Raw genomic sequence first — 17156 nt, 5'->3', positions numbered from 1 at the left:
AGCAGTTTGGATTCAAAGAAAAGAGTATGCGTTTAGCATTTTTGAAAAAGTGGTAAAACAAGGTAGTGTTTGTTTCTTCCTGTATAACATCGGTTTATTTTAGGGAAAATATATACACATTATGCGAACGAGAGAAGGAAGATACAATGGAACCTATGCTTATACATATCACGCTCGTAGTGGGACTAGGAGTTCTATCTCAGTGGCTGGCTTGGAGATTTAAGTTACCAGCAATTGTCGTGATGTCAATTATCGGACTACTAACAGGCCCTATTTTAGGTTTAATTGATCCTAAAGCACAATTTGCTCAGCTTTTTGATCCTTTTGTATCGATTGCTGTAGCTGTTATTTTATTTGAAGGCAGCTTGAATTTAGACATGAGAGAGGTAAGGGGAATCGAAAAGCCCGTGTTTCGCATTGTGACGCTCGGAGCCATGCTAGCTTGGATTTTAGGCTCTTTAGCTGCTCATTATATAGCGGATTTATCATGGGCGGTGGCAATTGTTATCGGAGGGCTTTTTATTGTGACGGGTCCAACCGTGATTTTACCTCTTTTACGACAAGCTAAATTAAAACCAAAACCAGCAGCGATTTTAAAATGGGAAGGTATTATTGTTGATCCATTTGGTGCACTGCTGGCCGTTTTTTCGTTTGAAATTGTTCAATTTTTAGTGCTGAGAGAAGTGAGTGGAAAAACAATTCTCTTTTTCTTTGCAGCCTCTATTATTGCTGTTTTAATAGGGTGGCTTCTTGGCCGCGGAATAGGATGGATGTTTCAAAAGGGTCATATTCCAGAGTATTTAAAATCTCCGGTCGTATTTATTGTCGTTATTGCCTGCTTTACGGTAGCTGATGAAATTAAGCATGAAACAGGTCTTCTAGCAGTAACAGCGATGGGGATTACGCTTGCTAATATGCATATTTCATCTATTAGTGATATGCGACATTTTAAAGAAAACATTTCGGTTCTATTGACTTCTACTATTTTTATCATGTTAACGGCTGGACTGACGATGAAGACCATTACTGAAATTTTTCATTGGAATATTATTTTGTTTGTTTTACTTATGCTGTTTATTGTCAGACCTGTCTCCATCTTTTTATCAACGGTAGGGACAGATTTATCTATAAAAGAAAAAATACTGATTGGCTGGATTGCCCCGCGCGGAATTGTAGCGTTAACGGTCTCGAGCTACTTTGCGAAAGTACTAATTGATGAAGGATTTAAAGATGCTTCCATCCTAACAACTCTGACATTTGCTTTAGTGTTTGCTACGGTTTGTGCACACGGTTTTTCCCTTTCATGGCTAGCTAAGAAGCTTGATTTATCAATTGGAGAAGAACCTGGTATTTTGCTTGTAGGAAGCAATGATTTTACGGTTGCCTTTGCTTCCAAGTTAAAACAGCTGGGCTATCCAGTATTAGTTGCTGATTCTTCGTGGGAGCGTTTAAGAGTTGCGCGCAGAGCGGAAGTAGGTATGTATCACGGAGAAGTTCTAGCTGAGCAAACGGAATATCATCTAGATTTAACTCCTTATGAATACGTGATTGCTGCAACTGAGTTAGATGCATATAATGCGCTTGTTTGTACTGCTTTTCTTCAAGATATGGGGCGGAACAATGTTTTTCAATTGAGCATTCGTGACCGAGAAGATTCAAGAGAAGACGTCGATGAAATTATGCACACAGTAAGAGGACGCATGCTCTTTAAGAAAGGAATTACGTGGGAGTTTCTGCATCATAAAATGGAGCACGGATATACGATTTACAATACAAAAATTACGGATGAATATACGTATGAAACATATCTTGAGGAGAAAAGCGATGATTCTCTTTTACTAGCAGTGAGCAAGCAAGGAAAGGCATTGAGTTTTTTTGCTCATGATCAAGAAATAAACGTTAATGCGGGTGATACGGTATTAAGCCTTCAGCCATTAAAAAGATAAAAAAACAGGCCTTCAATGGCCTGTTTTTTATGCTTGTTTTTGTTTAAAATGAATGACGAACAGATAAGCAGCAGCTGCTGCAAAATAGATGGTAACGGCTGGTGCGGTGAAGACATGCCCAGCTACAAAAGCAATTCCAAGAGCTAATACAATTGCTGTACTATACATCATAAAGCTTTCATCCAGAAGCTGTGATGGGTCTTTAAATAATCGAACCAACACGGTTAAACCAACTACTAGAAGTGGAAGAACCCATAGTAAAAATCCGATGATACCTAAAGAGAAAAACAAATCATAAAAATCCATTTCAATCATCTTTGGCGGAAGCTGCTTGGTATAGTCACCAGAAAAGCCCATACCTATCATTTTTCGTGCAATAGGTGCTTTTGCATACTCTTCCTTATGATGAGCTAAAAATTGCTCACGGCTGCTTAGAATCAGATTTTGAATATCTTTGTCATCTAAATTTGATTCCTTTTGTTTTTTCTTTTTAGCAGGCTTTTCTTTTTCTTTCTTTTCCGGCTTTTCTTTCTCTGTTTTCTCTTTTTTAGCTTCTAACATATCGATGTGCGTATATGTGTTTTTATAAGCTGGAGAAATCGGAGTAGTTGCTCCGGTTACAATTAAAAGCAGAATTGAGATTACTAAGTTGGCTTTAATTAAGCTGCGTTTATTCGTAAATAATTTTGCAAATAAGACAACTGTTGCTACAACTAAAGAAAGAATAACGGCACCTAAGCCTACTTTCGTTCCAAGCATGATGGATGAAACGGCTAATAAGATAAAAGGAATCCAGTAATAAGCTTTTGAAAACGAACGTACTTTATCTAAAGCTAAAAGCAGTGTCAGAGGAAGCAAAATAGCAATGGTTGCCCCTAGCTCATTCGCTGCATAAAACCAGCCTTTGAATCCGATTTTATTATACTGATAACTCTCTAGTGCTGTACCTGTTAGCATTGTACCGATAAAAACAATACTGATGATGAGTGAAGCAGTCAATAAGTTTTTGCTCAGTATTCTTTTTACATCCACAGACGATCGATAATGTGAAAACATCACAATCATTCCAAGTAAGGTAACGTTCATATAAACAACCTTATTGAAAAATTTAATTTCTTGCCCAATATAATAAGGATCTTTCCATTGATGATTTAAGTAGATATTGAGTCCAAGAAAGAGTGCAAAAGCAATAAGGTAGATAATCGAATATCTAGCCCATTTTGACTGTTTGGCAAACACTAAAAGTAGGACACCTGCAAAAATCATATATAGAAAGCGAATAACAACCCCAATTGAGAGACCACTATCCATGTTCAAAACCATGTACGTCGTTAGCATATCAATAATTGGCTGAATTGAAATAAAACCAACGAACAGAAAAAATAACCAGTATGTGTTCTTCATATAGTACTCTCCTGTTTTACGTGAATTAACGTTTTCTTTTAACTAAAAGCATAACACCTTCTACTCTGCATAATAGCGTCGACATTAAGTATACTAAACCACCTGCAATACAGACAATACCAAATCGTAAGATAACATGTAATGAATTCAAAAATGCGATGTCCTTTAAGAAGAACATGACGATAGCAACAGGTACGGAAGCTAAAAGAATTTTTCCTGTTTCTTTCACTAGATATCCGTAATGGAAGTGATTGATTTGTTTTGCCAGCATAACGAATACGATGGCCGTGTAGAAAAAGGCAACCACTGACATGGAAAGTGCTAATCCTTGGTATCCCATAAATTTAGTGAAAATCATGTTAAAGATGATATTTAACACAATAGATAATAAGCCTGCTCTCATAATAAGATAACCTTTTTGAAGAGAATAAAATCCTTTTGCAAGAACAGCTTGCAGCGAATAGAAAAACACCGAACCTAGGTAATAATAAGATACATCCGTTGTTTTTAACGTTGAATGTGCGTCAAATGCACCGCGCTGATAAGCAATCATTACAATGTCTTTCATATAAAAGATCATAATAACAATCGTCGGAATTAGCAGCATCAGCATAAACGTAATCCCTTTTTCAATTCCTGATTTAAAGCGTTCTTCATCTTTTTCAGAAATGGCTCTTGCAATCAGCGGATAAATAATGGTTGCGACCGTAACCCCGAATATTGCCTGGGGAATACTTACAAGTCTGAAGGCGTAATTTAAGTATGAAATAACACCTTCACCAAAGGAGCCAGCAAAGAAGAAGTTTACAGTTAAATTAATTTGACCGACCATAATGGTCACACCAACAGGGATGAATACTTTATAAAAAGCCACCACTTCATCACGGTCAATTTTTTGCTTCCATAACAGCAGATGCTGCGGTTTAAAATAGACAACTTTAATTAAGAAAGAAGCAATTGTTCCTATAAAATAGCCAAGAGCAATTGCATAGCCGCCCATAATTGAATGTAATAGGATTGTACTTAAAATCGTAAATAGTACGACAACCGTTTGAGAAAACACGGAGAAAGAATATTGACTTCGTGCATCAAATACACCTTCGTATACGGCATTCACTCCAACTAGTGAAAGAGATAAGAAGTACATAACGCCCGTATAAATTCCTAGTTCAATTGCTGCTTTGGAAAAATTAGAATACGAAGCGGGAAAGTAAAAGAAAGCGGCAATTGATCCGAGAACCGAAATAATGAAACAAATAAGAAAGGTTGATTTAACAATATTAGTCAAATGAACCTTTCCTTTATTTTCTTTTTCATAACGTAAATAACTAGGAATAAACGCATCCTTCATCCCCGTTAACATAAATAAAATAAAAGCGTTTGGAATGATCATTGCTGCGTTGTATGAATCGACGATATAACTTGTACCGAAATAGTTAGCAATAACTAAATCACGAATCATACTAGAAAATTTCAAAAATAATGTTGATATGAGCAGTAAAATGCTCGCGAATTTTAAGTTTTTCATGCGAAACTCCTACCTTTTCAAGTTATCTCATCAACTATTAGCAATAAAGAAGCATCCGACAATTAGAAGAATACAGCCGATAACTTGTTTTGTTGTAACTTTTTCTTTAATTAGAAAGTAACCGAATGTTAATGTCCAAATATACGTAATAGACGTGAGCGGAAATACAATAGAATAAGGTAACAGCGTTAAAACATACACGTTAAGCAGAGCTGCCGTCCCGTAAAAAAGGCCGCCACCCACAAAGCAAATAAGCGCTAGCTTTATCTTTTTTTCATTTAAATACGTAGAAATATACTTGAAAAAGACAGCTCCAACTGAACCTAAAAGGGTCATAATAATTAAAAGCGGGATACTATTCATCTTGGCCACCTACTAAAATTACACCTACGATAATAATAAGAGTACCGACCAGCTTCATAGGGCTAATGGTTTCATTTAATAGAAAGAAACCAAGAGCAATGCTGATTACGTATCCTAGGCTTAAAAATGGATGAAGTAAGGAAACTCTTTCAAATTTAAAAGCGGCAATCATAAAAACCGCTCCTAATCCATAAAGAAAAAAACCAATAATTAAATTTAAGTTAAATGAAGCTTCGGACAACTTCCAAAAAAGTTGTCCAACAGCTGTAAACAGGGAAGCCACGATAATGAGTGTGATTCCTAGCTTTTTGTTGTAATTGCTCTCCATCAGGAGGTCACATCCCTTTCTTTCTGATCAAATCGGACAAAAGGAAGACCAATAAAGAAGAAAGACACAAATACGCTTGCTAATAAATATCGAAAATCTTGAGCCGGCAATGCCGCAAGAACAGAAAGCGTGTTAAGAGCCCAAGGAATGACGATAATAAGTGACGTAATTCCTCTTCGAATCACTAGCATTAATGAAAATAATAAAATGACACAGTGATAAAAAGCTGGTTTCCATAAGAATGTAAAAACAGGGTGCTTAAAAATAGCTAAGTAAGCATTGGCAGTATGCGTAATAAACGGCTCGATTACTTTATTTTTAAGACCTAAATCATTCCCGTAATAAATGTTGGTTACATACGTATCTGTGTAGCCATCTTTAAAAGGATTGATTTGCCATACTAAAGCCGTTTGTTTGAGAAAGCCTTCCGTTGCTAGATAAGGATTTTTGATGACAATGCTAGCATAATTCTTAAAATAAAGACCTAGATCATTAAAAATAAACTCGCGGTCGTAGTATTTCCAAGTGAATTTAATAGGATCGCTTTTATATGGATTGTACTTTTCTTTCCACAATTCAATAGGAAGCACTTTATTAAAATATTCGCGCTCTTCTCTTGACATCTCCCCATCATTTGAAATGATGTTTGCGATTTGTTGAGTTGGGATAGACAAAGCTTCATTTGGATCCGAAGGCTGTACATCAAGCCAAGTGAACACAGGGCCTGTAACAATCTTTTGTAAAATAAAGACGACTAAGAAAATCGTGACAAGAGGTTTCCAATTTTTTCTGAATAAGACGATCATTAAAAGGAAAGTCAAAACAAATACAGGAAAACCATTATGTCTAAAGAAAGCTACTCCAAATGCGGAAAGTAAAAGTAAGAAAAAGCCTGCTTTACTTTTAATCCAAGCACCTTCTGATAAATAGATTTTTGCAATATTCACCGTAAAAAACAGCAGAAAAGCACTGTATAAAATATCTTTCCAAATAATAATTGAAAAGATTAAAAAGCTTGGAATAATGACAATAATAGCTGTTAAAAGTCCAATCATAACAGGGTGTGCTTTGCGTTTAATGAAAAAGTCAAACGTATAGGCGTATATGCTTACTACAACAACAATTTGCGTGAATGCTACAATTCCTGGGTTATCCCATATTTTTGTCAGCAGCATAATCAGCCACGTAATCATAATAGGATGCCAATCGTTAAATTCTCCGTTATGTGCCTGTCTCCACTGTGCTAATGAATCGGGAGTCATGGCCGCTGGGAAAAAGGCGAACCAGTAATATAGACTAACAGCTAAAATAAGAATCGTAACAATTCCTAGGTAACGCTTTGGGTGTGCAAATTTATAGTGAAAATCGTTTATCTGTTTGATAGCGCTGAGTACAGCGGCCGTCAGCAGCATTGCCAATAAAGTACGGCTGATGGCATACAAAACGAGTGAAAAAATAGTTGAGCTCGTCATATGTAAGTTATCTAAAAGCGAAAACTGTACGATAAACGAAAAAACAATCAGCAATAGCCATTCTAGCGGTTTAAATGAAGCATAAGCTCTATTTTTATAAATAAAAATAGAGCTTATGATGGTAAATACAAGTGCAGCAAAAAGGGAAAGATATTGAACACCGTCTGGATTACCAATACTTAAACCGATAAGAATAATTAAAGCTGTTACTGTAAGCAGCAAAATACTTTTTTTATTCTTCATCATTGTTATTCTCCTACTTGTTCAATCTGTTCAATTTTTTTATTTAGTTCTAATTCATATTGCTTGCGATTTAATGAAGCGATTGTATCTAGAATTAATCCACAGACGAAAGATAAAACACCTAACACCATCAATCCAGTTGCTAAGATAGATGAAGGTACTTTAGTAATAAAGCCTGTATCAAAAAATTCATAAAGTACCGGAGCACCAACAGCTAATCCTGCGACAATAAATAACACTGTCCAAATGGAGAAGAACTGAAGCGGCTTGTACTCTTTAAATAACGTAAAAATCATTCGTAACACTTTAAATCCATCAGAGAACGTATTAAGTTTCGATTCGCTGCCTTCAGGTCGATCGCGATAATCGATCGCGATTTCTTTTAGGCGGAAGCGTTTATCTAACGCGTGAAGACTCATTTCTGTTTCAATTTCAAATCCCGGGCTCATCACAGGTATTGATTTTACAAATAATTTATCGTATGCACGATAACCTGTCATGATATCTTTAATGTTGCTTTTGTAAAGGCCGTTAATTAAAGAACGTACTAAGTTGTTACCAAAATTATGGAAAGCACGTTTGTTTTCTTCGAGATACGTTCCGTTTGATAAACGATCTCCAATGACCATGTTAGCTTCTCGATTTCTAATAGGCTCAATTAATTGATGAACAAATTCTGCAGGATACGTATCATCCCCATCTACCATGACATAACAATCTGCATCAATTTCTTGAAACATCGAACGTACAACGTTTCCTTTTCCTTGCTTGAATTCTTTTTTGACGATTGCCCCGTGTTCAAGTGCAATTTCACTTGTGCGATCTTTTGAATTGTTATCGTACACATAAATATCTGCACTAGGCAGTTCGCGTTTGAAATCGTCAATTACTTTTCCAATTGTTACTTCCTCGTTATAACAAGGAATTAAAACTGCGACTTTCATTTTTCCACCTCATCAAAAAAAATTGTTGGGAGTTGTTCAGCAATTACATCTACTGTGTAGCGGTTTGCTGTTTGTAACGCCTGTTGAGACATTTGCTGTTTCACATCTTCAGGAAGATTAATAAAAGCCTGTAGCTGTGAAGCTAGTTCGTCTACATTTTTAGGCTCAAAGAATAGACCATTCTTTCCGTCTATAATGTAATCTTTTAGACCACCAATCTGACTCCCAATTACGGGTGCTCCGCAAGCCATAGCTTCGAGGCCGACTAAGCCCAAACTTTCTCCTTTTCTTACGGTCGGAAACACGAATGCTTCAATCGCATTATATACGTAAGCAAGAGAGGACTGAGGAAGGAGAGGGAAATGGATGACTTTTTCCTCTAGGCCCAGAGTCTTGATCATTTCCTTAAATGCAGCTTCGTCTTTTCCGCTTCCAACATATAGGTATTTGTAAGAAGTGGGCATTTGTTGTTCAGCTTTTGCAATTGCTTGCAGGTAGTATTCCCATCCTTTACCCACATCAATGCGGCTTACACATCCAAGATAACGGATAGTAGAGTCCAAGTTTAGTTCTTGATAAGCTTTGCTTTTATCTGCATAAGGGTGAAACAGATCTTTATTCACTCCTCCGCTTGGAAAAATATAGATTGGATTATGAACCTTATATTTCTCTTCAACGAGCCCTTTATAATAAGGAGAAGGAGTAATAATTTTAGTGGAATGTTGCAATAAGTCATTTACTCTAGGCTGATACTTTTCCTGTGAAGGTACTTCAGGTACAACGTCTGAACCATGCACGTTTGTCACAATCTTCACATTCTTCTTTAGCTTTTTAAGAATCAGCAGCGGAAGAGCATTATGAGATGCATAATGTACGTAAAGGTAGTCGTAGTTTTTTGTCAAGCCCGTCAAGACAACATTAGCATAATGAGAAGCATAGCTAAAAAGCTTGCTTAATTTGCTTGTCTTTTTTTGCATGACAATTTTATCAACTTGAATACCATGTTGAACTAAAATTTTTTCAGTGTTTTGAACAAATACACCATAGCTTGGGAATTGTTCCGAAGGATACATATTTGAAATCAACAAAATTTTCATGATTGTTTCACACCTATTTTTCTTTATTAGTTTATGATAATGACAACGGGTGTTCATTTAAATAGAGCTTACATGTATCATCTTACTATTAAGTTGAGCGATTTCATCGATAAACATGCAAAAATGGGTTGCATATCGCCAACATCACAATATTATAGCACACCTACTTTTTAAAATGCGAAAGTTTATCGGACACTTCTAAAACGATAGATAAAGCAGTAAAGAAGATGATTTTCACATCATCATAATCACACGAAAAAAAGCGAACGCTATTCGTTCGCTTTATGTCACTTATTTCACTTCAACGCTTACCCCAAAATGGTCGGAAACAACGGGATAATGTATGCCGTTAAAAACCACAGTTGATGACTGAATATCCTGCGCATGACTCGATAGAATTAGATCAAGGCGCAGTGCCCGTTCATTATCATCCCATCCAGCAATGTTACCTTTAACTGTAATACCGCTGTCTTTTTTGTTCGATAGAGTATACGTATCATAGAGGCCTTGGCTCAACAGGTAGTCGTAACCTTCATTTCGTCTATGAGCGTCATTATTAAAGTCTCCGAGTAGGAAAAATGGGTTATCTTTGTGTACATGAGCTAGCAGCGTATCAACTTGCTGCTTGAACGGCTCTTCCTCGTCATCCCACCAGCCAAGATGACAAGAATAAAACGTAAGGAGTTCTTTTTCATATTCGATTGTTGCTCCAACAATTCTTCTCGTTTTCCAATAGTCAATATTTGACGTTTGGGAAACAAAAAATGAATGCTCCTCAATAATCGGGTGTTTCGTTAAAATGGCAATTCCTTCTTCATACACTTCATAGCCTATATGAGATAAATCCCATACCAATTGATAGTCTTCACCTTGCTTACCCAGCTCTTTTGCTAAAAGCCAAGCGTAATTATCGCTACGAATGTAGTCATATACATAAGGTGCGTCTACTTTTTGGCTTACTTCCTGTAAAGCAATGACATCATATTTTTCTTTTTTAATTACTTCAGCTAGACAAGATAACTTGTCTAGCTGATTTTCCTCTTGCCAAGAGTGGCAATTTAACGTTAATAGCTTCATTATGTTAAGCTCCTAACAAATCTTGAATGTCGGATTTCAAAACATCCGCTTTAGGTCCATAAATAGCTTGTACCCCTTTATCTTTCAAGATTAAACCAAGGGCTCCATTTTGTTTCCACTCACTTTCTCCTGCAACGGCATGTATATCTTTTACCGTTACACGTAAGCGAGTCATACAAGCATCAACGTCTTCAATATTGTTTTCTCCGCCAAGCAGTCCAATAATGACTGGGGCAAGCGAATCATTTTTCACCTGCTTGCTGCTTGTTGCAGTTGTTTCTTCATCGATATAGTTTCCGTTACGTCCCGGCGTTGGGAAGTTAAAACGTTTGATTAAGAAGTTTGCCACTCCAAAATTTAAGCCAAAGAATACAAGGCAGGCGATGACAAAGTTCATTAAGTCAGCCCATAGTCCGGCTTTGATAATCATTGGTGTACGTGTTAATAGTTCAATTACACCAAATGAGTGTACTCGAACATGAACAATATCAACAATGGCAAAAGCCAGTCCCGTCATAATGGCGTATACGACGTATAGAAGAGGTGCCGCGAACATGAACATAAATTCAATCGGTTCTGTTACGCCTGTTAAGAAAACAGCTAGTCCAGCTGAAAAGAACATTGAACGATATTTCGAACGTTTGTCAGGATCTACGTTACGATACATTGCTAAAGCGATTCCAATTAATGACGCACAAGATAAAATCATCTGTCCTACTTTAAATCGTGCAGGTGTAACGTCATGTAAGAGCTGTTTGTAGCTGTCCATATCTCCTGCAGCGCGGAAATTATTTAAATCTGCAATCCAAGCGAGCCATAAAGGGTCTTGACCAGCAACAGTGGAACCTGCTCCAGAACCCGTTAAAATTTTGTACGTACCACCTAGCTCCGTGTAGTTCATAGGAACTGTCAGCATATGATGAAGACCAAATGGAAGAAGCAGGCGCTCTAATGCTCCGAAAATAAATGGTGCTAGAATAGGAGCTGTGTCTCTAGATGTTGCAATCCACTGTCCGAAGCTGTTTAATGAACCTTGGATAAACGGCCATACAATGGATAAAAGCAGTGCCGTTACAACTGAACCACCGATGACCACAAATGGTACGAAGCGCTTACCGTTAAAAAACGAAAGGGCTTCAGGCAATTTATCATAGTTGTAATATTTATTGAATAAATTCGCGCCTAAAAACCCAGCGATAATTCCTACGAACACTCCCATGTTAAGAGCGGGAGATCCTAAAATAGATGTGAAGTAGTCTTTTACAACTAATTCTTGTCCAAACAGTGATTGAACCGTTGCTTTTGAATCTGAGAGCATTTCTGCTTTAACTCCGAAAATGGCTCCTGTAATTCGATTAATAAGAATGAATGCAATGAGTGCAGCAAATGCACCGCCAGCACGTTCTTTTGCCCAAGATCCCCCGATGGCAACAGCGAACAAGATGTGAAGATTTGTAATGATACCCCAACCTATATCTTCCATCACGCGTGCAATTGTTTGTACAGCAGTGATGTCTCCCCCAGTCATTGCAACTAGCTTTCCAAGTGAAATCATAATACCAGCTGCGGGCATAACCGCTACTACTACTAATAAAGCCTTACCAAATTTCTGCCAAAAATCAAATGAAAAGAACTTTTTCATAGTTTTTCCCCTTCCCCTATGTATGGGTTTTCATTTTATTTTTTTGATAAACTATATTTCCAAGATAGTGCAACCGTTTGCATAACCCTATTGTAATAAAAGGGCTTTCATAATGCAAGACTGTAATTTCTCTTTTTTTGAAAAATTTATTCATGAATCATAAATGATGAAAAAATTTTTATGATAAAGTGAACAATATCAACGGTATTTTAACATGATGGAATGTAATAAAAGCATTCAAATAATGGCATAAAGACAAGTACAGAGGAGGATAATATGAAAAAAGAAGAGCTACAAGCGATTATTTTTGATTTAGACGGTGTTATTGCAGATACGGTACATTTATATTATAAAGCAAATAAAAAAGTAGCAGATCAACTTAACGTTTCATTTTCTGAAGAACTGAATCAGCAGCTGCAGGGAATCAGCCGAGTGAAAACTGTAGAGCTCATTGCTGCACAAGGCAACGTACGTCTCACAGTGGAAAAAAAAGAACAGCTTGCTGATGAAAAGAATAAGCATTATCAAGCATTAATAAAGGAAATGACAAAGAATGACTTACTTCCAGGAATACAATTGTTGTTAGAGGATTGTAAAAAACAAGGTATTAAAACGGCGATTGCTTCTTCTAGTTCAAATGCAAATACTGTAGTGGATGCGTTAGGAATACGTCCTTTTTTTGATTGCATTGTGGATGTGAGAAAAATAAAGAAGGGAAAACCACATCCAGAAATATTTTTGACAGCTGCCGATCAATTAAAAGTAACACCCTATGCATGTGTGGCCATAGAAGATGGAGAGGCGGGCATAAAAGCTATTAATCAAACAGATATGGTTTCTATCGGCGTTGGTAAGCATCTGAAGGAAGAGGATATGAATTTTCACGTATATTCAACAGCTGATTTGCATTTAAAGACGATCAAAGAGGTTTTCGAAAAAGCAAGAAAAGGAACAGATTATAACAGAGCGTATACAAAAAATTAGTAAATCTTTTACATGCAAGTAGCAAAGCGCAAAAAAACATATGCTAGAATAAAATAAGAGAGCAAAGATACATAGGAAGGGGTACATCATGATTAAATGTATTGCGATCGATATGGATGGAACTTTAGTAAATAGTGAACAAGTTGTAAGTAAAGAAAATGCCCAAGCGATTAAGACAGCTCAAAAGGCAGGGGTGGAAGTTGTTATTGCTACGGGACGTTCTTATGAAGAGGCCCGTTATGTTTTAGAAGAAGCAGGACTTCATACATATTTAATTTGTGCAAACGGAGCAGAGCTTCGGAATCCACAAGGGGAAAAACAATATTCAGTAGGCATGACGATGGAATCTATTCGCGAAGTAGAAAATATTTTTAAGAAGTTTCAGTTGTACTTTGAAGTCTATACAAGTGAAGGTACGTATTCAAATGACTATGAAAAAGCTTTGTCGGTATTAATGGATATTTATTTAAGCGCTAGCTTAAAAGATAATTATGAAAAATCGTTAGAAGCGGCAAAAGAGCGTTTCAATAGCGGCAGAGTAAAGCTTATTGAAGAGTATGAAGCGTTGTTTCAAGATCCAAACAAGGACATTTATAAGCTGCTTGCTTTCTCTTTTGACGAAGAAAAGTTAGAACAGGCAAAAATAGAACTTGTGAAGTTAGATTCGATTGCAGTCAGTGCATCTGGTAAAGAAAATATTGAAATAAATGATGAAAATGCTCAAAAAGGAATTGCAGTTACATCATTTGTTCAAGAGCGCCATATTTCTTTAGAAGAAACGATGGCCATTGGAGACAATTATAACGACGTATCGATGTTTCAGCGAGTTGGACGTGCTGTAGCGATGGGGAATGCCCCTCAAGAAATTAAAGAATTTGCCCATATCGTAACAGGAACAAATGACGAGCACGGCGTAGCTCAAGCTATTTTAAATGCGCTTGAAACAGTTAAACAATAAGCAAACTAAAAAGCATGCCTTTAGGCATGCTTTTTAGTTTGTTACTTTCTCCTTGTTACGACGGTATGCACCGTGGTTTGTTGGTCCAACATATTGATTTAAAGCAAACGAATGACGAATTGCTTCTGTAATAAATTCTTTTGCTGTATAAATAGCTTGTTTGACGTCACTGCCTTTTGCCAATTCAGCGGCAATCGCAGCTGAGTATGTGCATCCAGCACCGTGCGTAAATGTCGTTTCAATACGTTCAGACTCTAAGATCTCAAACGTCTTTCCATCATAAAGCAAATCGATTGCTTTTTCATGCGCCAATTTACTTCCGCCTTTAATCAATACATATTCGGCACCAAGGTCAAAAATTTTGACGGCTGCTTCTTTCATTTTATCCACCGTTTTGATAGGACCAAGTCCGCTTAATTGACTAGCTTCAAATAAGTTAGGCGTTACGACTGTTGCTTTTGGAACTAGTACATCACGCAAGCTGACAGTTGTTTCGGGGTGAAGCGCTTCGTCCTCTCCCTTACATACCATCACAGGATCTACTACGACATTTTTTAAACCATATTCTTCAATTGTTTTTGCGGCTAGCTCAATAATTTCCACTGAGCCAAGCATACCTGTTTTTAGAGCTTGTACGCCTACGCCTTTTACAATTGTTTTCAACTGCTGTTCAACAGTTGAAACTTCTTGTGGAAATACGTTATGAGACCAGCTGTTATCGGGATCCATTGTTACAATTGTTGTTAAAGCTGTCATTCCGTAAACACCTAGTTCTTGGAATGTTTTTAAATCTGCTTGAATGCCAGCTCCGCCGCTGCTGTCAGAACCCGCAATGGTTAATGCTTTATTCATTGTCATAAAAAATCCTCCCGTATTTTAAGTTCATAGAGAAAATAGAGTAAAACTTCCACCGGTCGGTTTTTAGCTGCCCAATGTGTTTTAGATAAATTTCTTCCATTCACTTTTTCTTTTATTTTATCGCTTTTAATGTAGATATTCAATTTCTAAAAACTGTATGAATCCTAAGTGTATACTTTTGTCTTAGCCTCTTTTAACTTATGGCACAAGCACTCTTTCTTTTCATGAATAAAATAAAGAGAAACTTAAGAAAGGGTGATTCACATAAAAAAACATTCTAATCATGACAGTTATAAAGACGATTCGTATTCTTTCAATAAATCACAACCTCGCAAAAAAAACCACAAAGATTATTATATGAATTCAAATTTAACAAACAATCACTTCCGAACTGTTAAGGCAGGCACTTTAAATGTTTGTATAATTGTATTACCAGGAGCTAAAGTTGGTAGAAACTCCACAGATAATCAGTCTATAGTTCCCAATCGTGTAAAAAGAGACATAGCGGCTGCTAATAAAATATGGAAACAATATGAGAAAAACCGATTAATCCAAGGTGTTACATTTACTATTACACGTTCAGTTGTTTTTTTGGAAAACATCAGTGGCATTGTTAGTAATGCGGAAAATTTTCCAATTGGAGGGTCTAGTCATCTTACAATGGTACAAGCAATGCTTAAAACTGGCCGAAAAGTTTGTCAAAATGCTGATGTGTATGTATTTTACATGAATGGAAATAGATTTGGGCCTGTTAATTTTGATTATTCATCTACTCTCGCTGTAACTTATAATTCTTTTCCGCTTATTATTATGACAAATGCAAGTACAGATGAGTATCTTCTCGCACATGAATTGGGTCATTTTATGTTTATTACGAATCGTTTTAACGAGACGGATGATCCAGAACCTTTTCATGAACTAGATGGAAATCATAATAGAACGCCTAGTAACCTTATGTTTCCTACTCCTGAATTCTGGCCAATAGTACCGGAGATTACCAGTGAACAGATACACAAAGCTTTAAATAGTCGTGTTTTTTATAGCTAATTGTTGTTCATGCAAAATAAAAACGCCCTTAACAGCGGGTTAAGGACGTTTTTCACTATTTATTAGATAGAAGCTAATTCTTTTTCAAGAGCTACGTCTACTGACACATAATCATAACCTAAATCATGTGCAACTGCTTCGTACGTAATGGCTCCGTTTGCAACGTTCACTCCTAATTTTAACGCTTCGTTTTGAGCGATTGCTTTGTGAACACCTTTAGAAGCAATTTGAAGTGCGTAAGGTACGGTTACGTTTGTTAAAGCAATTGTTGATGTGCGAGGAACTGCTCCCGGCATGTTTGCAACTGCATAGTGTACAACCCCGTGCTTTTCATAAGTCGGCTGATCGTGTGTTGTAATGTGGTCGATTGTTTCAACGATACCACCTTGGTCGATTGCTACGTCAACAATAACAGAACCTGGCTTCATTGTTTTTACCATTTCTTCTGTTACTAGTTTTGGAGCTTTTGCACCTGGGATTAATACTGCGCCAATCACTAAATCTGACTCTGCTACTGCATCCGCAATATTGTAAGGATTTGACACTAGCGTATTGATTTGGTTGCCAAAGATATCGTCTAATTGACGTAGGCGTTCAGGACTTAAATCAATAATTGTTACATCAGCACCGAGACCGATTGCGATTTTTGCAGCATTTGTACCAACACCGCCGCCTCCGATAATCGTTACTTTTCCGCGGCTAACTCCAGGAACACCCGCTAATAAAATTCCTTTTCCACCATTTGATTTTTGAAGGAATTGAGCACCGATTTGAGCAGCCATACGTCCTGCTACTTCACTCATAGGTGTTAATAGAGGCAATGTACGATTTACTGCTACTGTTTCATAAGCAATGGCTGTTACGCCGCTATCTTTTAATGCTTTTGCTAGTGCTGGTTCAGCTGCTAAGTGAAGGTATGTGAATAAGATAAGACCTGGTCTAAAATAGCCGTATTCACTTGCTAGTGGTTCTTTTACTTTCATAACCATTTCAGCTTGTGCCCAAACGTCAGCTGCTGTCTCAACAATTTCAGCTCCAGCTTTTACATAATCTTCGTTTGTGAAGTTACTTCCAATACCCGCTTCATTTTCAATTAATACACGATGACCTGTACCAACAAATGATGCTACGCCTGCTGGTGTAATCGCTACTCGGTTTTCGTTGTTTTTGATTTCTTTTGGTACGCCAATAATCATGATTAATTTCCCCCTTGGTCGTTTGTGTACCTTTAGTATAAAGAAAGTTTTATGAAATTTCTTTGTCTA

The 17156-nt window shown here is 36.9% G+C and carries 15 protein-coding genes; 4 read left to right on the top strand and 11 right to left on the bottom strand.

Going from position 1 to position 17156, the window contains the following annotated elements:
- Nucleotides 1–146: 146 nt before the first annotated feature.
- Nucleotides 147–1946, top strand: a complete 1800-nt coding sequence (locus JNUCC25_RS26250) for a cation:proton antiporter (RefSeq protein WP_029319453.1) — start codon at nucleotides 147–149, stop codon at nucleotides 1944–1946.
- A gap of 27 nt (nucleotides 1947–1973) precedes the next feature.
- On the opposite strand, the gene JNUCC25_RS26245 is transcribed toward JNUCC25_RS26250, so the two are convergent.
- The 9 genes from JNUCC25_RS26245 to JNUCC25_RS26205 all read right to left on the bottom strand — a co-directional run bounded on the left by JNUCC25_RS26245 (nucleotide 1974) and on the right by JNUCC25_RS26205 (nucleotide 12044).
- On the bottom strand, nucleotides 1974–3350 hold the full coding sequence (locus JNUCC25_RS26245; protein WP_029319451.1) for an O-antigen ligase family protein: 1377 nt from the start codon (nucleotides 3348–3350) through the stop codon (nucleotides 1974–1976).
- Nucleotides 3351–3375: 25 nt separating this feature from the next.
- The gene (murJ, locus tag JNUCC25_RS26240; protein ID WP_013059875.1) at nucleotides 3376–4878 is read right to left on the bottom strand and encodes a murein biosynthesis integral membrane protein MurJ; all 1503 of its coding nucleotides are present in this window, start codon (nucleotides 4876–4878) and stop codon (nucleotides 3376–3378) included.
- A 30-nt stretch (nucleotides 4879–4908) separates the two neighbouring features.
- Nucleotides 4909–5241, bottom strand: coding sequence for an EamA family transporter (locus tag JNUCC25_RS26235; RefSeq protein ID WP_013059874.1), 333 nt, complete (start codon nucleotides 5239–5241; stop codon nucleotides 4909–4911).
- Nucleotides 5234–5569: an EamA family transporter gene (locus tag JNUCC25_RS26230; protein WP_013059873.1), complete on the bottom strand. Its 336-nt coding sequence runs from the start codon at nucleotides 5567–5569 to the stop codon at nucleotides 5234–5236. The genes JNUCC25_RS26235 and JNUCC25_RS26230 overlap by 8 nt, the downstream gene beginning before the upstream one ends.
- Entirely contained in the window at nucleotides 5569–7287 is a 1719-nt protein-coding gene (locus tag JNUCC25_RS26225) for a DUF6020 family protein (RefSeq protein WP_013059872.1), read from the bottom strand. The genes JNUCC25_RS26230 and JNUCC25_RS26225 overlap by 1 nt, the downstream gene beginning before the upstream one ends.
- Nucleotides 7288–7289: 2 nt before the next feature.
- Nucleotides 7290–8228, bottom strand: coding sequence for a glycosyltransferase family 2 protein (locus tag JNUCC25_RS26220; RefSeq protein ID WP_013059871.1), 939 nt, complete (start codon nucleotides 8226–8228; stop codon nucleotides 7290–7292).
- Nucleotides 8225–9325 carry a glycosyltransferase family 4 protein gene (locus tag JNUCC25_RS26215; RefSeq protein ID WP_029319447.1) on the bottom strand — a complete coding sequence of 367 codons (1101 nt, stop codon included), beginning with the start codon at nucleotides 9323–9325 and terminating at the stop codon, nucleotides 8225–8227. The genes JNUCC25_RS26220 and JNUCC25_RS26215 overlap by 4 nt, the downstream gene beginning before the upstream one ends.
- A 291-nt stretch (nucleotides 9326–9616) precedes the next feature.
- Nucleotides 9617–10402, bottom strand: a complete 786-nt coding sequence (locus tag JNUCC25_RS26210) for an endonuclease/exonuclease/phosphatase family protein (RefSeq protein ID WP_013059869.1) — start codon at nucleotides 10400–10402, stop codon at nucleotides 9617–9619.
- Between the two features lie 4 nt (nucleotides 10403–10406).
- Complete coding sequence (locus JNUCC25_RS26205) at nucleotides 10407–12044, bottom strand: PTS transporter subunit IIBC (protein ID WP_025752447.1); 1638 nt, start codon at nucleotides 12042–12044, stop codon at nucleotides 10407–10409.
- Between the two features lie 276 nt (nucleotides 12045–12320).
- On the opposite strand from JNUCC25_RS26205, the gene pgmB reads away from it, so the two are divergent.
- Both pgmB and JNUCC25_RS26195 read left to right on the top strand, forming a co-directional pair.
- A complete protein-coding gene (gene pgmB, locus JNUCC25_RS26200) occupies nucleotides 12321–13028 on the top strand; it encodes a beta-phosphoglucomutase (RefSeq protein ID WP_029319445.1) in 708 nt (235 codons plus the stop codon).
- An 88-nt stretch (nucleotides 13029–13116) separates the two neighbouring features.
- Nucleotides 13117–13986: a Cof-type HAD-IIB family hydrolase gene (locus tag JNUCC25_RS26195; RefSeq protein ID WP_013059866.1), complete on the top strand. Its 870-nt coding sequence runs from the start codon at nucleotides 13117–13119 to the stop codon at nucleotides 13984–13986.
- A gap of 33 nt (nucleotides 13987–14019) precedes the next feature.
- Here the strand turns inward: JNUCC25_RS26195 and pdxK are convergent, their stop codons facing one another.
- Entirely contained in the window at nucleotides 14020–14844 is an 825-nt protein-coding gene (pdxK, locus tag JNUCC25_RS26190) for a pyridoxine/pyridoxal/pyridoxamine kinase (protein WP_013085513.1), read from the bottom strand.
- Between the two features lie 357 nt (nucleotides 14845–15201).
- Between pdxK and JNUCC25_RS26185 the strand changes: the two genes are divergently transcribed.
- Nucleotides 15202–15891, top strand: a complete 690-nt coding sequence (locus JNUCC25_RS26185; RefSeq protein ID WP_223269013.1) for a hypothetical protein — start codon at nucleotides 15202–15204, stop codon at nucleotides 15889–15891.
- Between the two features lie 62 nt (nucleotides 15892–15953).
- Here JNUCC25_RS26185 and ald read toward each other — a convergent pair whose 3' ends face one another.
- On the bottom strand, nucleotides 15954–17087 hold the full coding sequence (gene ald / locus JNUCC25_RS26180; protein WP_013059863.1) for an alanine dehydrogenase: 1134 nt from the start codon (nucleotides 17085–17087) through the stop codon (nucleotides 15954–15956).
- Nucleotides 17088–17156 lie beyond the last annotated feature (69 nt).

Source organism: Priestia sp. JNUCC 25 (assembly GCF_053667915.1).
The sequence above is the reverse complement of the archived record's forward strand: the minus strand, read 5'-3'. Positions and strand labels throughout refer to the sequence as shown.

Excerpts from the sequence above, each read along its gene's own strand:
- JNUCC25_RS26230 (WP_013059873.1), bottom strand. The coding sequence starts at position 5,569 with ATGGAGAGCAATTACAACAAAAAGCTAGGAATCACACTCATTATCGTG.
- murJ (WP_013059875.1), bottom strand. The coding sequence starts at position 4,878 with ATGAAAAACTTAAAATTCGCGAGCATTTTACTGCTCATATCAACATTA.
- JNUCC25_RS26245 (WP_029319451.1), bottom strand. The coding sequence starts at position 3,350 with ATGAAGAACACATACTGGTTATTTTTTCTGTTCGTTGGTTTTATTTCA.
- JNUCC25_RS26210 (WP_013059869.1), bottom strand. The coding sequence starts at position 10,402 with ATGAAGCTATTAACGTTAAATTGCCACTCTTGGCAAGAGGAAAATCAG.
- JNUCC25_RS26220 (WP_013059871.1), bottom strand. The coding sequence starts at position 8,228 with ATGAAAGTCGCAGTTTTAATTCCTTGTTATAACGAGGAAGTAACAATT.
- JNUCC25_RS26185 (WP_223269013.1), top strand. The coding sequence starts at position 15,202 with ATGAATTCAAATTTAACAAACAATCACTTCCGAACTGTTAAGGCAGGC.
- JNUCC25_RS26225 (WP_013059872.1), bottom strand. The coding sequence starts at position 7,287 with ATGATGAAGAATAAAAAAAGTATTTTGCTGCTTACAGTAACAGCTTTA.
- JNUCC25_RS26215 (WP_029319447.1), bottom strand. The coding sequence starts at position 9,325 with ATGAAAATTTTGTTGATTTCAAATATGTATCCTTCGGAACAATTCCCA.
- JNUCC25_RS26195 (WP_013059866.1), top strand. The coding sequence starts at position 13,117 with ATGATTAAATGTATTGCGATCGATATGGATGGAACTTTAGTAAATAGT.
- JNUCC25_RS26250 (WP_029319453.1), top strand. The coding sequence starts at position 147 with ATGGAACCTATGCTTATACATATCACGCTCGTAGTGGGACTAGGAGTT.
- pgmB (WP_029319445.1), top strand. The coding sequence starts at position 12,321 with ATGAAAAAAGAAGAGCTACAAGCGATTATTTTTGATTTAGACGGTGTT.
- ald (WP_013059863.1), bottom strand. The coding sequence starts at position 17,087 with ATGATTATTGGCGTACCAAAAGAAATCAAAAACAACGAAAACCGAGTA.
- JNUCC25_RS26235 (WP_013059874.1), bottom strand. The coding sequence starts at position 5,241 with ATGAATAGTATCCCGCTTTTAATTATTATGACCCTTTTAGGTTCAGTT.
- JNUCC25_RS26205 (WP_025752447.1), bottom strand. The coding sequence starts at position 12,044 with ATGAAAAAGTTCTTTTCATTTGATTTTTGGCAGAAATTTGGTAAGGCT.
- pdxK (WP_013085513.1), bottom strand. The coding sequence starts at position 14,844 with ATGACAATGAATAAAGCATTAACCATTGCGGGTTCTGACAGCAGCGGC.